Genomic DNA, 18,225 nt, shown 5'->3' on the forward strand with positions numbered 1-18,225 from the left:
CCTCCCTCAGGCGCCGCGGAAGCCGCGGGCGCGGGCGTTTTCAAGTGCAGCGGCCTTGGCCGCCGGATCATCGGCCGAGCCGTTCGACAGTCCGTTGAGGCCGGACAGCTGCTGCTGTCCTCCAAAGGTGGTCAGCGGCACGTCCTTTTCCTGCCCCGGTTCGAAGCGAACGGCGGTGCCGGCGGCGATGTCGAGACGCATGCCGAAGGCTGCCGCCCGGTCGAAGTCGAGCGCCTTGTTGACCTCGAAGAAATGATAATGGCTGCCTATCTGCACCGGCCGGTCGCCGGTGTTGACGACCTTCAGCGTCAGCTTTCGGCGTCCGGCATTGAGCTCGATGTCGCCTTCCTCGGCGACGATTGCCCCGGGTTCGAGATCGTCGGCGGCAGCGCCGGCAGCCGGGCGTAGCGGCTCGTGCACGGTGACCAGCTTGGTGCCATCGCGGAACGTCGCCTCCACCTGCAGCATCGGCAGCATTGCCGCGATCCCTGGCATCACGTCGGCCTGGGTCAGGATGGCCGAGCCGATCGACATCATCTCGGCAACGGAACGCCCTTCCCTGGCACCTTCCAGGATCTCGTCGGTGATGATCGCCACAGCCTCGGGATAGTTGAGCAGAAGCCCCTTGGCCCGGCGTTTGCGCGCCAGTTCGGCCGCCGTGTAGATCGTCAGGCGTTCAAGTTCGGTCGGGGTCAACAACATCGTGGCTACTCCTCAATTCGAAAACAGGCGCTGGCCCGAAGCGCCATGCATGGCGACCGCGATCTCGCAGAGCGGCGTGAACGATCGCAGCGGCTGATCGTCGCCGGTCGGAACACGGGCCGCGGCCTCGATGGCAGGCAGGGCGCGCGCGACGACTTTCTGCGCGTCGATGGCGCCGACCACGCCAAGCCGCACCGCAGCCGTCGCCAGCGAGGCCACCATCTGGTAGCCGCCGATCGCAACCGCACTCGCCTCGTCGAGGTCGAGCGCTTGCCAGGCGAGACCCTGGACGACTGGCAGGTGGCCGCAGGCATCGCCCTTGCGGACCATCGCTCGATAGGCGGCAGCGCCGCAGGTTCCGATCCGCTCATGCGTGGTCAACAGCGCCATGCCGTTGCGGCGCGAGCCCGATCGCAGCCCCTCGACGAAGGTTGAGGCCTCGACCTCGCGGTCGAGTTCAGCCAGCGCCTCGAGATCGCCGGCGAGCCGGTGGGCGCGCACCAGCGCGATGCGGTCGGCATCGGCCCAGCGATGACGGATCTGGATGTCGACGAAAGCGGCGAAGTCGAAGGTTCCAAGCCTTCCGGCAAGAGAGGACGACGCCTCGAGGCCTTGCGAGAAGGCAAAGCCGCCCGAGGGGAACTGCCCGTCGGCATGCTGCAGGGCAACGAGCAACGGTGCCGATGGACCGTTCATTCGGCCTCCTCGCTCATCTCGACACGGCCGCCCGAGATCAGCTGTTCGATGCGTGCGGCATAGGCCGAGGCCTGACCATCCTGGGCAACAAGCAGGTCCTCCCCGTCGAAGCGCACCCGCCAATGCAGGTTTCCGGCGTGGTAGCCGAGCTCCAGTGCGTCGCTGGCCGAACGCGGGGTAAATCGCAGCCAGCGCTGCTCGCCGGCGCGCACGATCACCGCGCGATGATGGTCAAGCACCAGCACCGCACCGTCATGCAGCTTCTGGTCACGCGGTAGGGTGATCGCCACCTCCTCGCCCTTGTCGGTCCGCGCCATCAGACGCCGGCGGTCGAGATCGCCGACGGCCACCGTCACGAATTCCACGGCGTGATGGTGTTCGAGATGGTGGATGGCCTCATGCATTGCCGGATCGCTTCGGCTGCCAAGCACGCTTTCAATTCGGAGCATCTCAAAAATCCTTTCTGCGCTTGACGTTCGGGCGTGAGGCAGCTGCTACAGGCCCATATGCTTGTGGATCAGCTCGTTGCTGAGATCGGCGGTGTCGCCGGCTGCCGCGATCTGCCCCTTCTCCAGGATGGCGAAGCGGTGCGCTGCGCTGCGGGCGAAGCGGATCTTCTGCTCGACGAGGATGATGGTCAGGCCATGGTCCCGGTTCAGTGACATGATCGCCTGTTCGATGTGCTCGACGATGTTGGGCTGGATGCCCTCGGTCGGCTCGTCGAGAACCAGTATGCTCGGGTCGGTGGCGAGCGCACGGGCGATCGCAAGTTGCTGCTGCTGTCCGCCCGAGAGATTGGTGCCGCGCCGGTGAAGGTGGTCCTTCAGGAAGGGAAACAGCGTCCAGACCAGCGGCGGCACCGATGTCTGGCCATCCGCCCGGGCGTTGCACCCCAGCAGGATGTTGTCGAGCACGCTGAGTCCGGGCACGATCTCGCGGCCTTGCGGCACGTAGCCGATGCCGCGCCGCGCTCGCTGGTAGGTGAGGTCGCGGCTGATCTCGGTCCCTTCGAACTCTATGGCACCTTTCGTCTGCACGCTGATGCCGAGCAGGCTGCGCAGCAGCGTCGTCTTGCCGACGCCGTTGCGCCCCATGATGCAAAACACCTCGCCCTTGCGGATTTCGAGGTTGAGATCGTGAATGATGTGGCTGGTTCCGTAGAACGCATTGAGGTCTTTGAACTTAAGCATGGCTGAGCGTCGCCGATCCAAGATAAGCTTCGATCACTGCGGGGTTGCCTTCGATCTCCTCCGCCGTTCCCTCGGCAAGGACTGCCCCCTGGTGCATGACGGTGATGGTCTTGCAAATGCGACGAACGAAGGCCATGTCGTGCTCGATCACCAGAACCGTGTGGCTGCCGGCAAGGTCGAGCAGCAGTTCCGCTGTCTTGTCGGTCTCGGCTGCCGTCATGCCTGCGGCGGGCTCGTCGAGCAGAATGATCTTTGGATCCTGGCTCAGCACCATCGCCAATTCTAGCCATTGCAGCTGCCCATGTGACAGTTCCGATGCCTTGCGCTTCAGCGAGCCGAGAAGGCCGGTTCGTTCGGCAACCGCGACCTCTTTGTCGTTCGGGCCTGATTTCACCCGGTCGAACAGGTTCTGGAAAACGCGGACACGCCGGTTGCTTGCCACCTGCAGGTTCTCCAGCACCGTCATGTCCTTGAACACCGTTGGCGTTTGGAACTTGCGGCCGACGCCGCTTCGGGCGATCGCGGCTTCGCCGATGCCGGTGATGTTGCGGTCGCGCAGCCAGATCTCGCCCTCCGAAGGCAGCGTCTTGCCGCACAGAAGGTCGAGCAGGGTCGACTTGCCGGCACCGTTGGCACCGATGATCACCCTGAGCTCGCCGTCGGCGATCGACAGGTCGACATCGCGCACCGCCGGAAATTCGTCGAACCGCACCGTCAATTTCTGTGTCCGCAGGATCGGCACTGCCGACACGGTCTCCGCCTTCGATGGCCTATGAACGGCATTCATCGGTCACGCCTCCCTTGCGGTCAGTTCGGTCTGGACGCGCTCGGACTTGTCGGCGCGCTCGGTCTTGCCGGAGGGCCTTGCCTCGCCGAGCCGCTCGGTCCTGCCGCTGCGTTCGATGAAGGCCTTGAAAATCCCAGCGATGCCGTTCGGCATGAACAGCACGACGAAGACGAAGAGCAGCCCCAGGATGATAGGCCACACCGGCTGGAAAGTCGCGCTTTCGCTGGCCAGCGAGCCGACGAAGTTGACGATCAGCGCACCGACGCAGGCCCCGAGCAGCGACGCCCGACCGCCGGTGGCCGCCCAGATCACCATAGAGATGCTGAGCGACGTCGCCATCAGCGACGGCGTCGCGAATTCGGAAGTGATGGTGAACAGCATCCCCGCCAGGCCAGCGACACCGGCCGAAACGCAGAAGATGAAGACCTTGAAGTTCTCGACGTCATAGCCGAGGTAACGGGCGCGCGCCTCGTCCTCGCGGATGGCCTTGAGTACCTGGCCGATCCGCCCGGTCAGCATGTAGCGGGCGAGCAGGATCACCGCGATCAGCGTCAGCGCGACTGCGTAGTAGGCGCTCGGGCCGTAGGGGTCGAATTCGAAGCCGCCGATTTCCAGCAGCGCCAGGTCGGCCAAGCCGTTGAAACCGCCGGTCAGCGGCTGGTTGTTGATGATGAGCAATTGCCCAATGAGCGCGAAGGCCAGCGTGATGATGCTGACATAGACGCCTGTCGTGCGCCGCTTGAACATGACGTAGCCGATGCCGGCGGCGAGGATACACGGCACGACGATCCCAGCGATCATGCCGACCGCTATCGACCGGAACGGAATCCATAGGAACGAGCCCGTGGTGACGCAGCACAGGTCGCGAACCGCATTCGGCTCCATGTTGAGGAGCATGAGCTGCGGCACCGGGTTGTTCTCCGGCACTGCGAGGGTCAGCGACATCGCCAGCATGTAGGCGCCCATGCCGAAAAACAGGCCCTGGCCGAGGCTGAGTATGCCGGCATAACCCCACGACATGCTGATGCCGATCGCGCAGATCGAATAGACCAGATAGATCGCGACGCGATTGGTCCAGAAGCTGTTGAGCACTAGCGGAAGCGCGAGCACAACGGCGAAGAAGGCTATGTAGGCGATGATGGAAGCGGTGCGGTAAGTCATACGCTTGTCCATGTTTCAGCCAAGCTCAACGGCTCTTGGTGACGAAGAGGCCCTGAGGCTTGAAGAGGAGAATGAAGATGACGACGGCGAACAATACCGTCCGTCCGTAGACGTCGTTCGCCCAGGTGGCGACGAAGCTCTGGACCTCGCCGAGAATGCCTGCCGAAGCCAAAGTGCCGAGCAGATGGCCAACGCCGCCGGCGACGACGACCAGGAAAGCGTCGACGACATAGGGCGTGCCCATGTCGGGCGACACAGTCTTGAAGCCGGACACCAGAACGCCCGCGATGCCGGCGAGGCCGGAGCCGTAAGCGAAGGCCAGCATGTTGACCCGCTTGTCGTTGATGCCGCAGGCCGCGGCCGTGTTGCGGGCGACCGAAACGGCCCGCAACTGGCTGCCGAAGCGCGTCCTGTACATGACAAGCCAGGTGATCGCGCCAAGCGCCAGCGCGGTGACGAAGACGAAGGCCCGGTAGACCGGGATGTTGGCGCCGAACAGTTGAATGGCCTGCTGCAGCTCGGCGGGAACCGGAACGTTCTGCAGGTCGGAGCCCAGACCGTCGATCTCGATGCCGAACAGGCCAAGTCCGAAGTGGATCCGGATCAGTTGCTGCAGGATGAGCGCGATGCCCCATGTCGCCAGCAAGGTGTCGAGCAGCCGACCGTAGAGCCTTCGCACGACGGTGCGCTCGATGATCAGCCCGAATGTCGCCGTCACCAGGAAGGCCAGCGGCAGGCAGAGATAGATGTTGAAACCGAGATGCTTGGTGGCCAGCACCGTGGTGTAGGCCCCGATCATCACCATCTCGCCATGGGCGAGGTTGATGACGTTCATGGTGCCGTAGATGATCGCCAGGCCGAGGGCGACCATGAACAATATCGATGCGATGCTGAGGCCAATGACAAAAGTTTCCATGCCGCTTCCATCCGCGTTGGTCGGGGGCGTGCCGGCGCGGAACCCGCGCCGGCACAGCTGGCAATCAGGACTAGAGCGTTGCGCCGCTCGTCATGCAGACCCGCTTGTCGGCCGTCTCGCCGACGCTTGAGTAAGGCAGCGGCACAAGCGGCTCGGCGTACTGGTCAACGATGTCGAGCAGCCCGTCAGCGCGGGTCTTGCCAATGCGCGGCGTCAGGTAGCTGTGCAGGTTGTCGGGGTCGATGGTAACCTTGCCCTGCGGCGCGTCGAAGGACAGGCCGCCGGCATTGGCAACGATCGCGTCTGGCGCGAGATCGCCGGCCTTTTCCGCGGCCATCGCCCACATGTTGACGCCGATATAGACCGCCTCCATCGCGGCGTGGGTCACGGCATCAGCGCCAGCATAGGCCTTGAACGCCTCGACGAAGACCTTATTCTGCGGCGTATCGACGGTCTGGAAATAGGGTAGCGAAACATAGCTGCCGAGCGCGTATTCCGGGCCCATCGCCTTGATCTCGACCTCTGTCGTCGTCGAGGCGCAGAGCGGCAGCTTGTCGAAGTCGTAGCCCTGGTTGCGCAGCTCCCTGTAGAAGGCGACGATCGAGTCACCCACCACATTGGAGAATATCACGTCGGCGCCGCTCGAGCCGATCTTGGAGACCATCGAGGCCCATTCGGTATGCCCGAGCGGCAGGTATTCGTCGCCGACCACCTGCATGCCGATCTTTTCGCAGATCGTCTTCGATGTCTTGGCCATGCCCCGCGGGAACGCATAGTCGGAGCCGACGATAAACACCTTGTTCTTGCCCAGGCTCTTCTGCAGCCACGGCAGCGAATTTTCCAGCTGCTGGTTGGGCACCGCTGAACCGGCATAAAGCACATTCTTGGAGCACTCCTCGCCTTCATACCAGGTCGGCCAGACGAGCAGGCCCTTGCGCCGCTCGACGACCGGCAGCACCGCCTTGCGGCTGGCGGTGGTATAGCAACCGAAGATCACGGGGACCTGGTCCTCGATCGTAAGCTTGCGGGCCTTTTCGCTGTAGATACGGGGTTCGGACGCCGGGTCTTCGATGATCGCCCGCAATTTGCGGCCAAGGACGCCGCCCTTGGCATTGATTTGGTCGATCGCCATCTGGGCGCACTGGTTCATTGATTTCTCGACAATCGCCGTGGTGCCGGTCAGCGAATACATGATGCCGACAGGAATCTCGTCGGCTGCCCAGGCCTTGCCGCCGAGACGCAGGATCGAAGGAGCGGCCAATCCGACAGCCGCAAGACCCGATGCCTTCAGAAACGTACGCCGATTATGGTTCTTCATATGTCCTCCTGTTCGCATCGTTGTGCGCTTGATTTCTTGTGAGGCCGCCCCATTCGCGGCCATCCGCACGCTTTATTAGAAATCAATAATAGTCAATGCATATTCTAGTGTATTTTCTATTTTAAATTTGCATTGCTATAACGAATTCATCCTCCGCATTGGTAACATGCAGAAATATACTTGCCTTTATGCGAGCGTTATTATTTGTTGAATTTTTACTTACTGAAAAACTCCTTTCACGAAGACGAAACGACGTATCCCAACGCCGGACGTAACGATGCCGCGCACGCGTTCGCACGCGCTGCCCAAAGAGCGTCAAGAAGTGCTGTAGATCGAACCAACGGCCTTGTCGGAAGCCGAAAACAAAAAAGCCCGCCAACTCCGACAAGGAGCTTGCGGGCTACATAGCCACTCGGCGGGGACCACATTGTCTCACACCGTATCGACATCCGAGGTTCACCCGGCGTCAATTATGTTTCATATTAGTCACGCATGTCCTTGAACGTCAAGAGCTCATGCGCGTTGATGATCGCACTCGCTAGATCATCCATCGGAACGCGCTTGGCCATCGCCTGGCGGCGAATGTTCTCATACGCGTCGTGTTCGCTAAGCCCTTGCGTTTCCATCAGAATGTTCTTCGCGCGCAGGATACGGTTGTTGCCTGCCAGCTTCCGCTCGAGCTTGCGGATGCGCTTGCTGGTATTCTGCCGCTCGAGCCAGAGTGCGCGCGCTATGGTCAGATTGGTCAACAGGCCGAACGGCCGGATCGGCCGCTCGATGACTGCCAGCGCCCCGCACTCCAGCACGACCTGCAGCGTGCTCGGATCCTCATAGGTGACGACCGCAATCAGGGCAGGATCGGATGGCTCCACGGGCCGGAACAGGCTCAGTATCTTGTCGCGGTTCTCCTGCTCGATCGAAACCAGTACCACCACGGCAGAGGGGCTGACGGCGTCAGGCAAGGGCCAGGTCGTTTCGCAGCTGCAGCCGATGCGCCTGAGGTGCTGGACAAGGGCCATCCCCGCCTGGTCCGGCGGGTGGATTACTTGGACAGGCAAGCCCTTCAGGTCCTGGAGTATGCTGGTTGGCACCGAAACGATCCGCTAAGCCTTGCGTTTCATCTGATGGGGTTTGCTCATCCAATCATCGAATGACGCCGTGACGAAATAGGGATCCGGCCTGACCCTCGTTTCGGACTGCCAGATGATGTCGAACTTGCCCTCGGCGTTGATCCGTCCAATACGTGACCACAGTTCGGTATGATGGTTGTCCGGGTCGATGCGTATCCGCCCTTGCGGCGCTTCGAACTCCAGGCCGGCGAGATGCCTGGCCAGCGCTTCCGGCTCGTCCGTGCCTGCCAGCTGCAGCGCCTTGGCATAGAGGTGGACCTGGAAGTAGGCGGCCTCGGCGCCGGCTGTAACAGGTGCATCGGCACCGAACCGCTGCTTGTAGGCGGAAACGAACCGGCGCGCCTGCGGCGTGTCGAGCGTCTCGAAGAACGACGCTGAGGTCAGGTGCCCTGCCGCAATGTCAGGCGACATCTCCGCGACTTCCGCTTCGGTGGTCGTCAGGCTGGCGATCGGCATCGTTGCGACGTCGAAGCCAGCCTCCTTGTAGGCCTCGTAGAGCATGACAGCACCCGTACCGACGACCGTTGAGACGACGATGTCGGGCTTCAGCTTGCCAATCTGCTTGATGACACGATTGAAATCCTTCCGTACCGGTTCGACCGGCACATAGAGCTCGTCGAGAATGGTGCCCTTTGCCCTTGTGACCAGGTCCATGACGACGCGGTTGTATTCATAGGGAAACACGTAGTTCGAGCCGACCAGCAGGAAACGTGTGCCGTAATTCTCGATCAGGTAGCGCGCGAGCTGGACGGCGTTCTGGTTCGACGAAGAACCCGTATAGATGCAACGCGTCGAATACTCGAACCCTTCGTAGAAGGTCGGGTAGAACAGCATGCCGCGATAGGCTTCGATTTCCGGCAGGACGGCTTTTCGCGCTGATGACATATAGCATCCGAAGATAATCTTGATGCCGTCCTCGGCGAGCAGGCGGACGGCAAGCTCCTGGTACTTCTTGGCCGAACATTCCGGATCGTAGAAGGTGGCGCTAATCCCGCGCCCGCGAACGCCGCCGGCTGCGTTGATTTCCTCGATCGCAAGGCGCGTCGCGTTCGCTTCAGCCGTTTCGGCCGCCGCGGTCACTCCGCTGTTGGAAAACAGCACGCCAATCCGCCAGTCACCAGTCGCCATGCGATACAAGCCACCTATTGAGCAGGTCGATATGATACTACCCGGTCATCGGCGCGAGCCGGGCGGAGTCTGCTTTGGGAGATTTGGGAAACGCCACTGTTTCCAGTCCCATAGAGATATCCTGACAGCTCGGGAAAGGCAACGCGGCTCTGCGATTCTGCCGCGCCAGCGAAGAGTGCCCGTGGCAGCAGCATCCCAGCCGCAGCCGGCTGGAATGGCGGAATGTGCCCGGCCTTTTGTCTTGTTCGAACGCTCCGCGCGATTGACCGTCAGACGTTGCCGGTGAGCATATCGTACAGAGCCAGCGTCACCACATTGGTCGCCAGCACGAGATCGTCGATCTTGAGCTTCTCGTCTGCGCGGTGCGCGTTGGCTTCGAGCATCGTGCGCGGGCCGGCGCCGTAAAGCACGGTCGGGATACCGGCGTTGCTGTAGTGCCGCGCGTCGGTATAGAGCGGCACCCCATGTGTCGAGACGGGCTCGCCGGTTAGTTCCGAAGCATACCTCTGCAAGGCGCCGGCCAGGCGCTCCTGCCCGTCGAGGGGCTTCAGCGGATTGGCCAGCATCAGCTGGCGGACATGGCACTCGACGCCAGGCATTTCCCGCGCGGTCGCCTCAATGAAGGCAATCAGTTCACGCGCCACGTCAGGACCATTCTCTTCCGGGATCATCCGGCGGTCGACGCGCATCACGATCTTGTCGGGAACGACATTGGTGTTGATGCCGCCCGAGATGAGCCCCACCACCAGCGACGGCGTTGTGATGCCTTCGACCGACGAGCGCTGCTCCGAAAAGCCCGAGCGCAGCGAATAGAGCCGGCTTAGGATATGTGTTGCGGCCTCGAGCGCATCGATGCCCGTCTCGGGCCGCGCCGCGTGGGCGGATTTTCCGCGCACGTCGATGTCGAGATGCAGGCAGCCATTGTGGGCGGTGACGACACCATAGGAAAGGCCGGCGCATATCGCGTAATCCGGCTTGGTCAGTCCCTGCTGCAGCAGGTAGAGCGGGCCGATGTCACCGCCGACCTCCTCGTCATAGGTCAGGTGGATCTCGATCGTGCCCGACAGCTTTTCGCCAAGCGCGCGCAGCGCCAGCAGCGCATAGGCATAGGTGACGAAGTCGGACTTCGAGGTTGCTACGCCACGGCCGTACATCCAGCCGTCCTTGATCACCGCGCCATAGGGATCAACCGTCCAGCCTTCGCCAGGAGCCACGACGTCGCCATGCGCATTGAGCGCGATCGTCGGACCTGGACCGAATGTGTGCCGGATAATCAGGTTGGTGGCGCTGATCATGCCTACACTGGCGACCAGCGCGTCTGGCACCTTGTGTCGCTCGACGGTGAAGCCAAGGCCTTCGTACAGCTGGGCAGCGCGGTCGGCATGCGCCGCGCAGTCGCCGGGCGGGTTGTCTGACGGCACCTTGACCAGTTCCGCCAGCATGCGCGCCTGGTCGTCGCGATGCGCACGGATGTACGATAGCAGACGCTCTGAACCCAGGCCGGGGCTTTTTGCGATGGGGTTCGGTTCCATTACGGTCTTCCCTGAAAATTCTCGATGAAATGCAGGAGCGCTGACGCCCCCGTTGCGACGTCGGCGGCCGTGACCGACTCCTCCGGCGAATGGCTGATGCCGTCTTTACAGCGTACGAAGATCATGCCGATGTCGGTCATCGCGCTCATCGCCATGCCGTCATGGCCGGCGCCGCTGGGAAGGTGCAGCGGCCTTACCCCCGTGCTTTCGACCGACGCCGTCATCTGGCTGACGAACCCGGGCGCGCACGGACACGACTTGAGATCGAGGATCGTGTTGATGTCGATGCCTACCCCTCGGAGGGCCGCGATCGCCCGGGCAGCGATGTCAAGTTCGCGGAAGGCGGAGTGGCGGTTGTCGTCGGCCTGCGAGCGCAGGTCGACAGTCAGCGAGACCTCGCCGGGGATTACATTGATCGACCCGGGCTCGGCCTTGATGAACCCGACGGTGCCGACCGTGTCTGGATAGGCTGAGGCGACGCGCTCGACCGCAAGCGCAATCTCGGCAGCCGCCAGTAGCGGGTCTTTGCGCATTCCCATCGGCACCGTGCCGGCATGGTTGGCCGCGCCCTTGAGCTTGATGACGGCACGCGTCTGGCCGCTGATCGCGGTCACCACGCCGATCGGCAGGTCCGCCGCTTGCAACACCGGCCCCTGCTCGATGTGGAGTTCGACGTACCCGATCAGCTCATCGGGGCGATGGGAAGCCTTGCCGACAGCGTCGGGATCAAGCCCAAATTCCATCATCGCCTCGCGGACGCTGAGGCCGTCACCGTCCTTCGCATTGAAGAGGTCCTCACCGAATTGCCCGGTGATGGCGCGGCTTCCGGCGAGCGTCGTCCGGAAGCGCGTGCCCTCCTCGTCGGCGAATGCCACGACCTCGACGCCAAAAGGCAGGCGCCGGCCACGGCCATGAAGCACCGCGACGCAGTCGAGCGAGGTCAGCACGCCAAGCGGACCGTCATAGCAGCCGGCATGAACCACGCTGTCCATATGCGAGCCGGTGAGGAGATACGGGCCGCCACCGCTGTCGGAATGATAGCGGCCAACGACGTTGCCGGCCTCGTCGATGCGCGCGTCCATGCCGGCATCGCGCATCCACCCGGCAATGGTTTCGGCCGCCATACGATGCTGCGGCGACAGGTAGAGCCGCGTCACACCGGCACCCGGCTCGGTGATGCTGCCCAGTTCGTCGCAGCGTTGCATGATGCGCCGCCCGGCGTCGGTTTCGTTGAGGTAGGTCGACATGATCTGTTCTCGGACTCCTACGCCGCTACTGCCGCTCAGGTGCATGGTGCTTGTGCCAGTGGCGGGCGATCTCATCACGCCGGCAGATCCAGACGCCCTCGTGCTTCTGGACATAGTCGAGGAAGCGGAGGAACGACGCCCAGCGCCCAGGACGGCCAACAATGCGCAGATGCAGCCCGGTCGACATCATCCGCGGTGTCCTGTCACTCTCGCGGTAGAGCACGTCGAACGTGTCCTTGAGATAAGTGAAATACTGGTCGCCGGAGTTGAAGCCGGCGGTCGCCACGAAACGCATGTCGTTGGCTTCGAGCGTGTAGGGAATGCGCAGGTGCTGCTTGCCGTTGACGTTTTCCCAGTAAGGCAGGTCATCGGCATAGGTGTCGGAATCGTAGAGGAAACCGCCCTCCTCGACTACGAGCTTGAGCGTGTTGGGGCTGCAGCGGCCGGTGTACCAGCCGACCGGCCGCTCGCCCGTCACCCGCGTGATGGTGTCGATGGCCAGCTTCATCTGGGCGCGTTCGGTGTCCTCGCCCATCCACTGGTGGTCGATCCACTTCCAGCCGTGGCTGGCGATCTCGTGGCCGAGGGAGTGCATGATCTTGCCTGCCTCGGGGTAGTGGTGCAGCGCCAGGCCGTTCGCCAGCACCGTGGTGGTGATGCCGCGCTGCTTGAACTCGTCGAAAACCCGCCAGAACGCCACGCGCGTTCCGTACTCGTAGAGCGACTCCATGTTCATGTTGCGCACGCCAAATAACTGCGGCGCGCCGATGATGTCGGAGATGAAGTTCTCCGAATGGGCATCACCATGCAGGACGCAGTTCTCCGAGCCCTCCTCGAAGGCGACGATGAACTGCAGCGCGAGCTTGGCACCGTTCGGCCAGTTGGCCATCGGGGGGCGCCTGCCGTAGCCGACCATATCGCGGGGGTATGACATTGTTCGATCCTTTCTACCTGTTCCGGACAGACACTGGCCTAGTCGCGCGGTGCGATTTCAAGATGCTTGACCGACCCGCTCAGCCGCTTGGGCAGCGGATAAGCGAGGTCGCCGAACTTGCTTGTGCCGAGCCTCAGGGCGACGATGCCCTCGACAAGCTTGGTTGCTGCGGTGACGCCTTCAATGACCGGAACGCCGATCTGTTCCTGGATATGCGCGGCCAGGTCGGCCATGCCGGCACAACCGAGCACGATGGCCCCGATGTCGTCCTCGGCGACCGCGCGACGGCATTCCACGACGATGTCGCGGCATGCCTCCATACCGGTCTCCTCGAGTTCGAGAACCTCGAGCCCGCAGGCCCTGACCTTCCGGCACTGGTGTTCGAAACCATGGATCTGCAGCAGGTGCTCGCAGATGATCTTGGTGCGGGCGAGCGTGGTGACCACCGTGAACCGGGTCGCGACGATGCTGGCCACATGGAAGGCCGCCTCGGCGATGCCGATGACCGGCCCCCATGCGATCTCGCGAGCGGCGAGATAGCCCGGATCGCCGAAGCAGGCGATGACGTAGCCGTCAACGCCGGTGCCCTCACCTTCCCGGATTTGTTCGAGGATGCCGATCGTGCTCAACGCCTCGTCATAATGGCTTTCGATAGACGGCGGGCCGCTCTCGACCGAGACTGACAGGATCTCGGTGCCTGGCGAAGCGACGCCTTGTGCCGCCGCCAGGTTCTTCTTGGCGAAGGCGGCGGTGGTCGTCGGATTGATGATCTCGATCTTCATTGTCTGCCCCTAGCCGCCGAGATAGGCGCGGCGAACGTCGTCGTTCTCGGCCAACTCGTGCGACGGCCCCGACAAGGCAATCTTGCCGGTTTCGAGCACGTAGGAGTGGCTCGAGAGCTTGAGCGCCATGCGCGAGTTCTGCTCGACGAGGATGACGCTGACGCCATTGTCCCGGTTGATGCTGGTAATGAAACGGGCGATCTCGCGAACGATGATCGGTGCGATGCCGAGCGAAGGCTCGTCGAGCAGCAAAAGCCGTGGCTTGGACATCAGCGCCCGGCCGATCGCCACCATTTGCTGCTCGCCGCCGGACAGGCTGCCGGCCTGCTGGCCGATGCGTTCGCGCAGACGAGGGAACCGCGTCAGGATACCCTCGAGATCGGCGGCGATGCCCGCATTGTCCTTGCGGCGGTAGGCTCCCATCAGCAGGTTGTCGCGCACGCTCATGAACGGGAAGATACGCCGCCCTTCCGGCACCATTGCCACACCGCGCGCCACGATCTGGTCGGGGCCCTTGCCATCTATGCGCTCGCCGTCGAACCAGATCTCGCCGCTTTCGGGCGCGGTCAGGCCTGTGATTGCGCGAAGGATAGAAGACTTGCCGGCGCCATTGGCGCCGATGAGGGAAATGATCTGCCCCTCGCCCGCGGTCAGTGACACGCCTTTGACGGCGCGAACCCTGCCGTAGGACACGGCCAGGTCGCGGATCGAGAACTGCGCGCTCATAGGCCGATCTCCGTGTCTTCTGCGCCGAGATAGGCTTCGATGACTTTCTCGTTCTGCTGGATCTCCGCAGGCGTTCCCTCGGCGATCTTGCTGCCGAAACTGACGACCACGATGCGCTCGCTCACCGACATCACCGCAGCCATGTCGTGCTCGACTAGGATAGGCGTGACACCCTCGTCGCGGATCTTGCGGATCAGCTCGACGCCGCGCTTGGTCTCGTCCGAGTTCAGCCCGGCGAACGGCTCGTCCAGCAGGATGAGCTTCGGCTTGGCTGCAAGCGCCACCGCGATGCCGAGATTGCGCAGCATGCCGTGCGGCAAGGCAGCCGAAACCGTATTGGCAAGGTGTGTCATGCCGAGCAGGTCGAGCACGTGGTCGGCATAGTCGCCGGCCGCCCGTTCGTCTTTGCGAGCGCGTGGCGACCGGAAAATCATGCCGGCCAGCGAAGCCTTGCAGTCCTTGTGGTAGCCGAGCAGTACAGTTTCGCGCACGGTCATGTCCTGGAAGCTGGTGTTTTCCTGGAACGTCCTGACGATGCCGTGGCGAGCCACCGCATGCGGTCCGATGCCGGTAATGTCCTTGCCGTTGAAACGGACGGTACCGCTCGTCGGGTTGAGGAAGGAGGCGATAAGCTTGAAGCAGGTGCTCTTGCCGGCGCCGTTGGGGCCGATGATGGAAAGGATCTCTCCGGTACCAAGCGTGAAGTTGAGATCGTTTACCGCCGTCAGGCCACCGAAGATCTTGGTCAGTCCGCGAACTTCAAGCATTGGGCGCCTCCTCCGACTTGCCGGAGCGCCGCTTGATGACACTCAGGATTCCGTTTGGCATGAGCAGGATGCAAAGGATCATCAGACCAGAGAAGATGACGGTCTGATAACGGTGGAAATCATGCAGCAGTTCGAAGCTGCTCATCATGACGACCGCTCCAACCAGCGGGCCAACGACGAATTCGAGGCCGCCGACAAAGCAGTAGACCATGAAGTAGACGCTATCGAGCACCTGGAAGGTGGTGGGGTAGACGTTCTGCTGCAGGGTGGCGAAGAAGGCTCCGCCGGCGCCGGCGTAGAAGCAGCTCACCATAAACGCGACGACGCGATACTTGGCGACATTGATGCCAAGGCTCGACGCCAGGTCCTCGTTCTGCCTCAGCGAGCGGAACACCGCGCCGACACGGCTGGTATCGAGCAGCCACATGAACCACAGCCCGAGCAGCATCATCGTGCCGGCCAGGTAGAAGAACGGCAGCCGTGCGCCCTTTTCGAAAGCTGGAATGATCGTCAGCCCGAACAGCGACAGCTCTCCCGGCAGTGGCAAATCTACGATGCCCTGCGCTCCGTTGGTCAGGGCCGGAAAACTCAAAGCGGTCAGCCGGCATGCCTCGGTAATGCAGAGCGTGATCATGGCGAAGTAGACGCCCTTGAGCCGCAGCACCGGCCAACCGATCAGTCCACCCAGAAGAGCCGCAACTGCTCCCGACAACGGAAGGCAGATCCAGAACGAGATGCCCAGACGCGACACCAGTATGGCGGTGACGTAAGCGCCGATCAGTGCAAATCCTGCCTGGGCGAGATTGATGCGGCCGATGGCGAAGGTCAGCCAGACGCCGAAGCTGATGAAGCTGACGGCGGCCATGGTGGTGAACACGTTGAGCAGGTAGCCATTGGCGCCGAAGACCAACGGAATGGCGACGAAATAGGCGGCAGCGATCAGCAGCCCCAGCCCGACGGGCTTCAGCGAGGAGCTTCGCTGCTCGCCTTGAGACAGGTTCACGTTTGGCATGGAGATGGTCTTTTGCATGGTCGTCTCAGCCCCAGGGCTTACCCATGATCCCGTTCGGCCTCACGATGAGGAAGCAGATCACGATCAGGAAGATGATGAGAAAGGTCAGCGATCCGGGCAAAAGCGCGTAGCCGACGGATTCAAGGAAACCCAAGACGAAGCCGCCGAGGATGGCTCCGGAGAGCACGCCCGCGCCGCCGATCATGATCATCAGGAATGCCTTGATCGAAATGGCGGTACCGGCGCCGGTGTGAACGGCGAAGATCGCCACGAGCAGGCCGCCGGACAGGCCGGCAAGGCCGGTGCCGAGGCCGAAGCCCATGGCAGAGAGCCATTTGAGATTGACGCCCTGGAGGGCCGTCGCTTCGCGGTCCTGGGCCATGGCCCTGAGTGCCCGGCCGGTCTTGGTGTAGCCGATGAAGGCCATCAGGGCCGCGATCAGCATTGCTGCGACGACGATGACGACGATGCGTCCGGTGGGCAGCCTGGCGCCGAAAAGGTCGACGACGCCGGTAGCGATCGGAGGAACGCCGCGCTGCTTTTCGCCGAAGACGATCAGCGCGAGGCTTTCGAGGAACACTGCCGTGCCCATGGCAAGCAGCATCGTCACCTCCTCGCGTTTGACGCGCAGCATCACCGGCCGGAACAGGAACAGTTCCATGGCCACGCCGAGCAGGCCAACGATGACGAAGGACATGACGAGGCCGAACCAGAACGGCAGCCCGAACACTACATTGAAGTAGTAAACGACGAACCCGCCGATCATGTAGAGCTGACCATGGGCGAAATTTACCACCTTCATGATGCTGAAGATGATGGTGATGCCGAGCGCGATCAGCGCGTAGGTCGTTCCGACGACAAGTGCATTGAGCATAACCTGCGTCATGCGAAAGTCTCCTGTGCGAAGACGAGCAATAGGCTCATCCGTGGCCGGCGAGATGCGGACCCAATGCGAGAGAAAGACGGGCGGCGATCAATAGGGGCGGATCGCCGCCCGGGGTTCGTCAGTCTGGGAGTTTTCCGACGAACAGCGGCTTGTATTCGCCGTTTTCGACTTGTTGCACGACGATCGGCACGGAAACCTGGCGCGGCTGGCCATAGTCGGTGCGGCCAACATATTTCAGTTCGCCGCCATCCTTAAGGAACGGGTTCTTGCCGACGAAGCCATCTAGGGCGGCCTTGAAAGCCTCGGTGTCATCAAGGGCCTTCGGCCCGACGCTCTGTAGCGTCTGGATCATGATCTCGGGGCCATAGACATAGAGGCCGGCGACGTCGTTCCACTCGCCCCAGTCCTTGGTGTAGCGTTCAATGAACTTGACCATGAAGTCGCTGCGGATGGAATCCGTGCTGGCACCGCCGGCGGCGATGAAGCCGTTCGACGCGTCGCCCGCCACTTCATAGATCGCTTTCGGGTCTTGTCCGGTCTCGGTACTCATCGTGCCGGTGAAGCCCAGTTCACGCGCCGCCTTGATCAGTGGGCCGACATCCGAAGGTGACACGCCAGACAGGACGATATGATCCGGCGAGGTACCGATCACCTTGGTCAAGATCGGAAAGAAGTCGGTGGTGCCGGACTCGTATGTCTCCTGGTCGGAGACGACCTCCAGGCCAAGCGCCTTGGCGCCCACCGAACCTTCGTCGCGCTGCTTGATCGGATCGGCGTTATTTTCGGAGACGAAGGCGATCTTCTTCACGCCCTTGTTTTCCATCAGCCATTTGTAGATGACCGGGCCGACCTGGTAGGACGCGACCATGCCGAGGATCGACTGCGATGCAGGCGCCTTGTACAGCGACTTGGAGAAGGCGTAGGGCATATTGATTGTGCCGTTGGCTTCCATCACGGTCTTGGCGCTTTCGGCGGTGGAGTCCGTGTTCGGCCCCTGGATGTATTTTACGCCTTCCGAAACCAGCTTTTCCGCGCCGGTCTGAGCGCCCTTGGGGTCGCCCTTGTCGTCGACACAGACGACCTCGATCTTGTAGGTCTTGTCGCCGATCGCGATGCCGCCATCGTCGTTCCACATCCCCGCCCGTGACTTGAAGGTCTGGCACATGACCCCGCCCCAGCCGGCGAAGGGTCCGCTCATCACGCCCAGCGCACCGATCTTCAGCGTCTCCTCGGCTTGAGCTGCAGTCCCAAGAACAATAGCGCCGAAGGCGGCGCTAAGTAAAAGTGCCCGGTTGCGGGCCACGTGTCTTT

General features: G+C 62.5%; 19 protein-coding genes. All 19 read right to left on the minus strand.

Annotated features, from left to right (window positions below; translation table 11 throughout):
• Positions 1-6: 6 nt before the first annotated feature.
• The 19 genes from C8K44_RS18415 to C8K44_RS18505 all read right to left on the minus strand — a co-directional run bounded on the left by C8K44_RS18415 (position 7) and on the right by C8K44_RS18505 (position 18,217).
• Positions 7-702 carry an urease subunit beta gene (locus C8K44_RS18415; protein ID WP_109577233.1) on the minus strand — a complete coding sequence of 232 codons (696 nt, stop codon included), beginning with the start codon at positions 700-702 and terminating at the stop codon, positions 7-9.
• 12 nt (positions 703-714) lie between these two features.
• Positions 715-1,398, minus strand: coding sequence for an urease accessory UreF family protein (locus tag C8K44_RS18420; RefSeq protein ID WP_109577234.1), 684 nt, complete (start codon positions 1,396-1,398; stop codon positions 715-717).
• Complete coding sequence (gene ureE / locus C8K44_RS18425; protein ID WP_109577235.1) at positions 1,395-1,847, minus strand: urease accessory protein UreE; 453 nt, start codon at positions 1,845-1,847, stop codon at positions 1,395-1,397. Before ureE ends, C8K44_RS18420 begins: the two co-directional genes overlap by 4 nt.
• Positions 1,848-1,892: 45 nt before the next feature.
• Positions 1,893-2,588: an urea ABC transporter ATP-binding subunit UrtE gene (urtE, locus tag C8K44_RS18430; protein ID WP_109577236.1), complete on the minus strand. Its 696-nt coding sequence runs from the start codon at positions 2,586-2,588 to the stop codon at positions 1,893-1,895.
• Positions 2,581-3,375 (minus strand): urea ABC transporter ATP-binding protein UrtD, encoded by a 795-nt coding sequence (urtD, locus tag C8K44_RS18435; protein ID WP_109577237.1) that lies wholly within the window; start codon positions 3,373-3,375, stop codon positions 2,581-2,583. Before urtD ends, urtE begins: the two co-directional genes overlap by 8 nt.
• A 3-nt stretch (positions 3,376-3,378) precedes the next feature.
• A complete protein-coding gene (gene urtC, locus C8K44_RS18440; protein ID WP_109577294.1) occupies positions 3,379-4,536 on the minus strand; it encodes an urea ABC transporter permease subunit UrtC in 1,158 nt (385 codons plus the stop codon).
• Positions 4,537-4,561: 25 nt separating this feature from the next.
• A complete protein-coding gene (gene urtB, locus C8K44_RS18445) occupies positions 4,562-5,452 on the minus strand; it encodes an urea ABC transporter permease subunit UrtB (protein ID WP_109577238.1) in 891 nt (296 codons plus the stop codon).
• A gap of 70 nt (positions 5,453-5,522) precedes the next feature.
• On the minus strand, positions 5,523-6,770 hold the full coding sequence (locus C8K44_RS18450) for a transporter substrate-binding domain-containing protein (RefSeq protein WP_109577239.1): 1,248 nt from the start codon (positions 6,768-6,770) through the stop codon (positions 5,523-5,525).
• A 482-nt stretch (positions 6,771-7,252) separates the two neighbouring features.
• A complete protein-coding gene (locus tag C8K44_RS18455) occupies positions 7,253-7,861 on the minus strand; it encodes an ANTAR domain-containing protein (protein ID WP_109577240.1) in 609 nt (202 codons plus the stop codon).
• A 12-nt stretch (positions 7,862-7,873) separates the two neighbouring features.
• Complete coding sequence (locus tag C8K44_RS18460) at positions 7,874-9,028, minus strand: transporter substrate-binding domain-containing protein (RefSeq protein ID WP_109577241.1); 1,155 nt, start codon at positions 9,026-9,028, stop codon at positions 7,874-7,876.
• Positions 9,029-9,297: 269 nt separating this feature from the next.
• Positions 9,298-10,470 (minus strand): ArgE/DapE family deacylase, encoded by a 1,173-nt coding sequence (locus C8K44_RS18465; RefSeq protein WP_199227138.1) that lies wholly within the window; start codon positions 10,468-10,470, stop codon positions 9,298-9,300.
• 89 nt (positions 10,471-10,559) lie between these two features.
• Entirely contained in the window at positions 10,560-11,807 is a 1,248-nt protein-coding gene (locus C8K44_RS18470; RefSeq protein WP_109577243.1) for an allantoate amidohydrolase, read from the minus strand.
• A gap of 25 nt (positions 11,808-11,832) precedes the next feature.
• Positions 11,833-12,741 carry an allantoinase PuuE gene (gene puuE, locus C8K44_RS18475; RefSeq protein WP_109577244.1) on the minus strand — a complete coding sequence of 303 codons (909 nt, stop codon included), beginning with the start codon at positions 12,739-12,741 and terminating at the stop codon, positions 11,833-11,835.
• Positions 12,742-12,779: 38 nt separating this feature from the next.
• Positions 12,780-13,523: an aspartate/glutamate racemase family protein gene (locus tag C8K44_RS18480; RefSeq protein WP_109577245.1), complete on the minus strand. Its 744-nt coding sequence runs from the start codon at positions 13,521-13,523 to the stop codon at positions 12,780-12,782.
• A 9-nt stretch (positions 13,524-13,532) separates the two neighbouring features.
• On the minus strand, positions 13,533-14,249 hold the full coding sequence (locus C8K44_RS18485; RefSeq protein ID WP_109577246.1) for an ABC transporter ATP-binding protein: 717 nt from the start codon (positions 14,247-14,249) through the stop codon (positions 13,533-13,535).
• Complete coding sequence (locus C8K44_RS18490; protein ID WP_109577247.1) at positions 14,246-15,016, minus strand: ABC transporter ATP-binding protein; 771 nt, start codon at positions 15,014-15,016, stop codon at positions 14,246-14,248. The genes C8K44_RS18485 and C8K44_RS18490 overlap by 4 nt, the downstream gene beginning before the upstream one ends.
• Positions 15,009-16,046, minus strand: coding sequence for a branched-chain amino acid ABC transporter permease (locus C8K44_RS18495; protein ID WP_109577248.1), 1,038 nt, complete (start codon positions 16,044-16,046; stop codon positions 15,009-15,011). The genes C8K44_RS18490 and C8K44_RS18495 overlap by 8 nt, the downstream gene beginning before the upstream one ends.
• Before the next feature lie 7 nt (positions 16,047-16,053).
• Complete coding sequence (locus C8K44_RS18500; RefSeq protein ID WP_109577249.1) at positions 16,054-16,914, minus strand: branched-chain amino acid ABC transporter permease; 861 nt, start codon at positions 16,912-16,914, stop codon at positions 16,054-16,056.
• A 118-nt stretch (positions 16,915-17,032) separates the two neighbouring features.
• Positions 17,033-18,217, minus strand: a complete 1,185-nt coding sequence (locus C8K44_RS18505; RefSeq protein ID WP_245417531.1) for an ABC transporter substrate-binding protein — start codon at positions 18,215-18,217, stop codon at positions 17,033-17,035.
• Between the last annotated feature and the right edge of the window lie 8 nt (positions 18,218-18,225).

The organism is Aminobacter sp. AP02, from assembly GCF_003148805.1.
In the GTDB taxonomy this organism is placed as follows: Bacteria; Pseudomonadota; Alphaproteobacteria; order Rhizobiales; family Rhizobiaceae; genus Aminobacter.

Coding starts and splice junctions, on each gene's coding strand:
- C8K44_RS18460 (WP_109577241.1), bottom strand. CDS start 9,028: ATGGCGACTGGTGACTGGCGGATTGGCGTGCTGTTTTCCAACAGCGGA.
- C8K44_RS18500 (WP_109577249.1), bottom strand. CDS start 16,914: ATGACGCAGGTTATGCTCAATGCACTTGTCGTCGGAACGACCTACGCG.
- C8K44_RS18420 (WP_109577234.1), bottom strand. CDS start 1,398: ATGAACGGTCCATCGGCACCGTTGCTCGTTGCCCTGCAGCATGCCGAC.
- urtD (WP_109577237.1), bottom strand. CDS start 3,375: ATGAATGCCGTTCATAGGCCATCGAAGGCGGAGACCGTGTCGGCAGTG.
- C8K44_RS18450 (WP_109577239.1), bottom strand. CDS start 6,770: ATGAAGAACCATAATCGGCGTACGTTTCTGAAGGCATCGGGTCTTGCG.
- C8K44_RS18470 (WP_109577243.1), bottom strand. CDS start 11,807: ATGTCGACCTACCTCAACGAAACCGACGCCGGGCGGCGCATCATGCAA.
- C8K44_RS18465 (WP_199227138.1), bottom strand. CDS start 10,470: ATGCTGGCGGAACTGGTCAAGGTGCCGTCAGACAACCCGCCCGGCGAC.
- ureE (WP_109577235.1), bottom strand. CDS start 1,847: ATGCTCCGAATTGAAAGCGTGCTTGGCAGCCGAAGCGATCCGGCAATG.
- C8K44_RS18490 (WP_109577247.1), bottom strand. CDS start 15,016: ATGCTTGAAGTTCGCGGACTGACCAAGATCTTCGGTGGCCTGACGGCG.
- urtE (WP_109577236.1), bottom strand. CDS start 2,588: ATGCTTAAGTTCAAAGACCTCAATGCGTTCTACGGAACCAGCCACATC.
- urtC (WP_109577294.1), bottom strand. CDS start 4,536: ATGACTTACCGCACCGCTTCCATCATCGCCTACATAGCCTTCTTCGCC.
- C8K44_RS18495 (WP_109577248.1), bottom strand. CDS start 16,046: ATGCAAAAGACCATCTCCATGCCAAACGTGAACCTGTCTCAAGGCGAG.
- urtB (WP_109577238.1), bottom strand. CDS start 5,452: ATGGAAACTTTTGTCATTGGCCTCAGCATCGCATCGATATTGTTCATG.
- C8K44_RS18480 (WP_109577245.1), bottom strand. CDS start 13,523: ATGAAGATCGAGATCATCAATCCGACGACCACCGCCGCCTTCGCCAAG.
- puuE (WP_109577244.1), bottom strand. CDS start 12,741: ATGTCATACCCCCGCGATATGGTCGGCTACGGCAGGCGCCCCCCGATG.
- C8K44_RS18485 (WP_109577246.1), bottom strand. CDS start 14,249: ATGAGCGCGCAGTTCTCGATCCGCGACCTGGCCGTGTCCTACGGCAGG.
- C8K44_RS18415 (WP_109577233.1), bottom strand. CDS start 702: ATGTTGTTGACCCCGACCGAACTTGAACGCCTGACGATCTACACGGCG.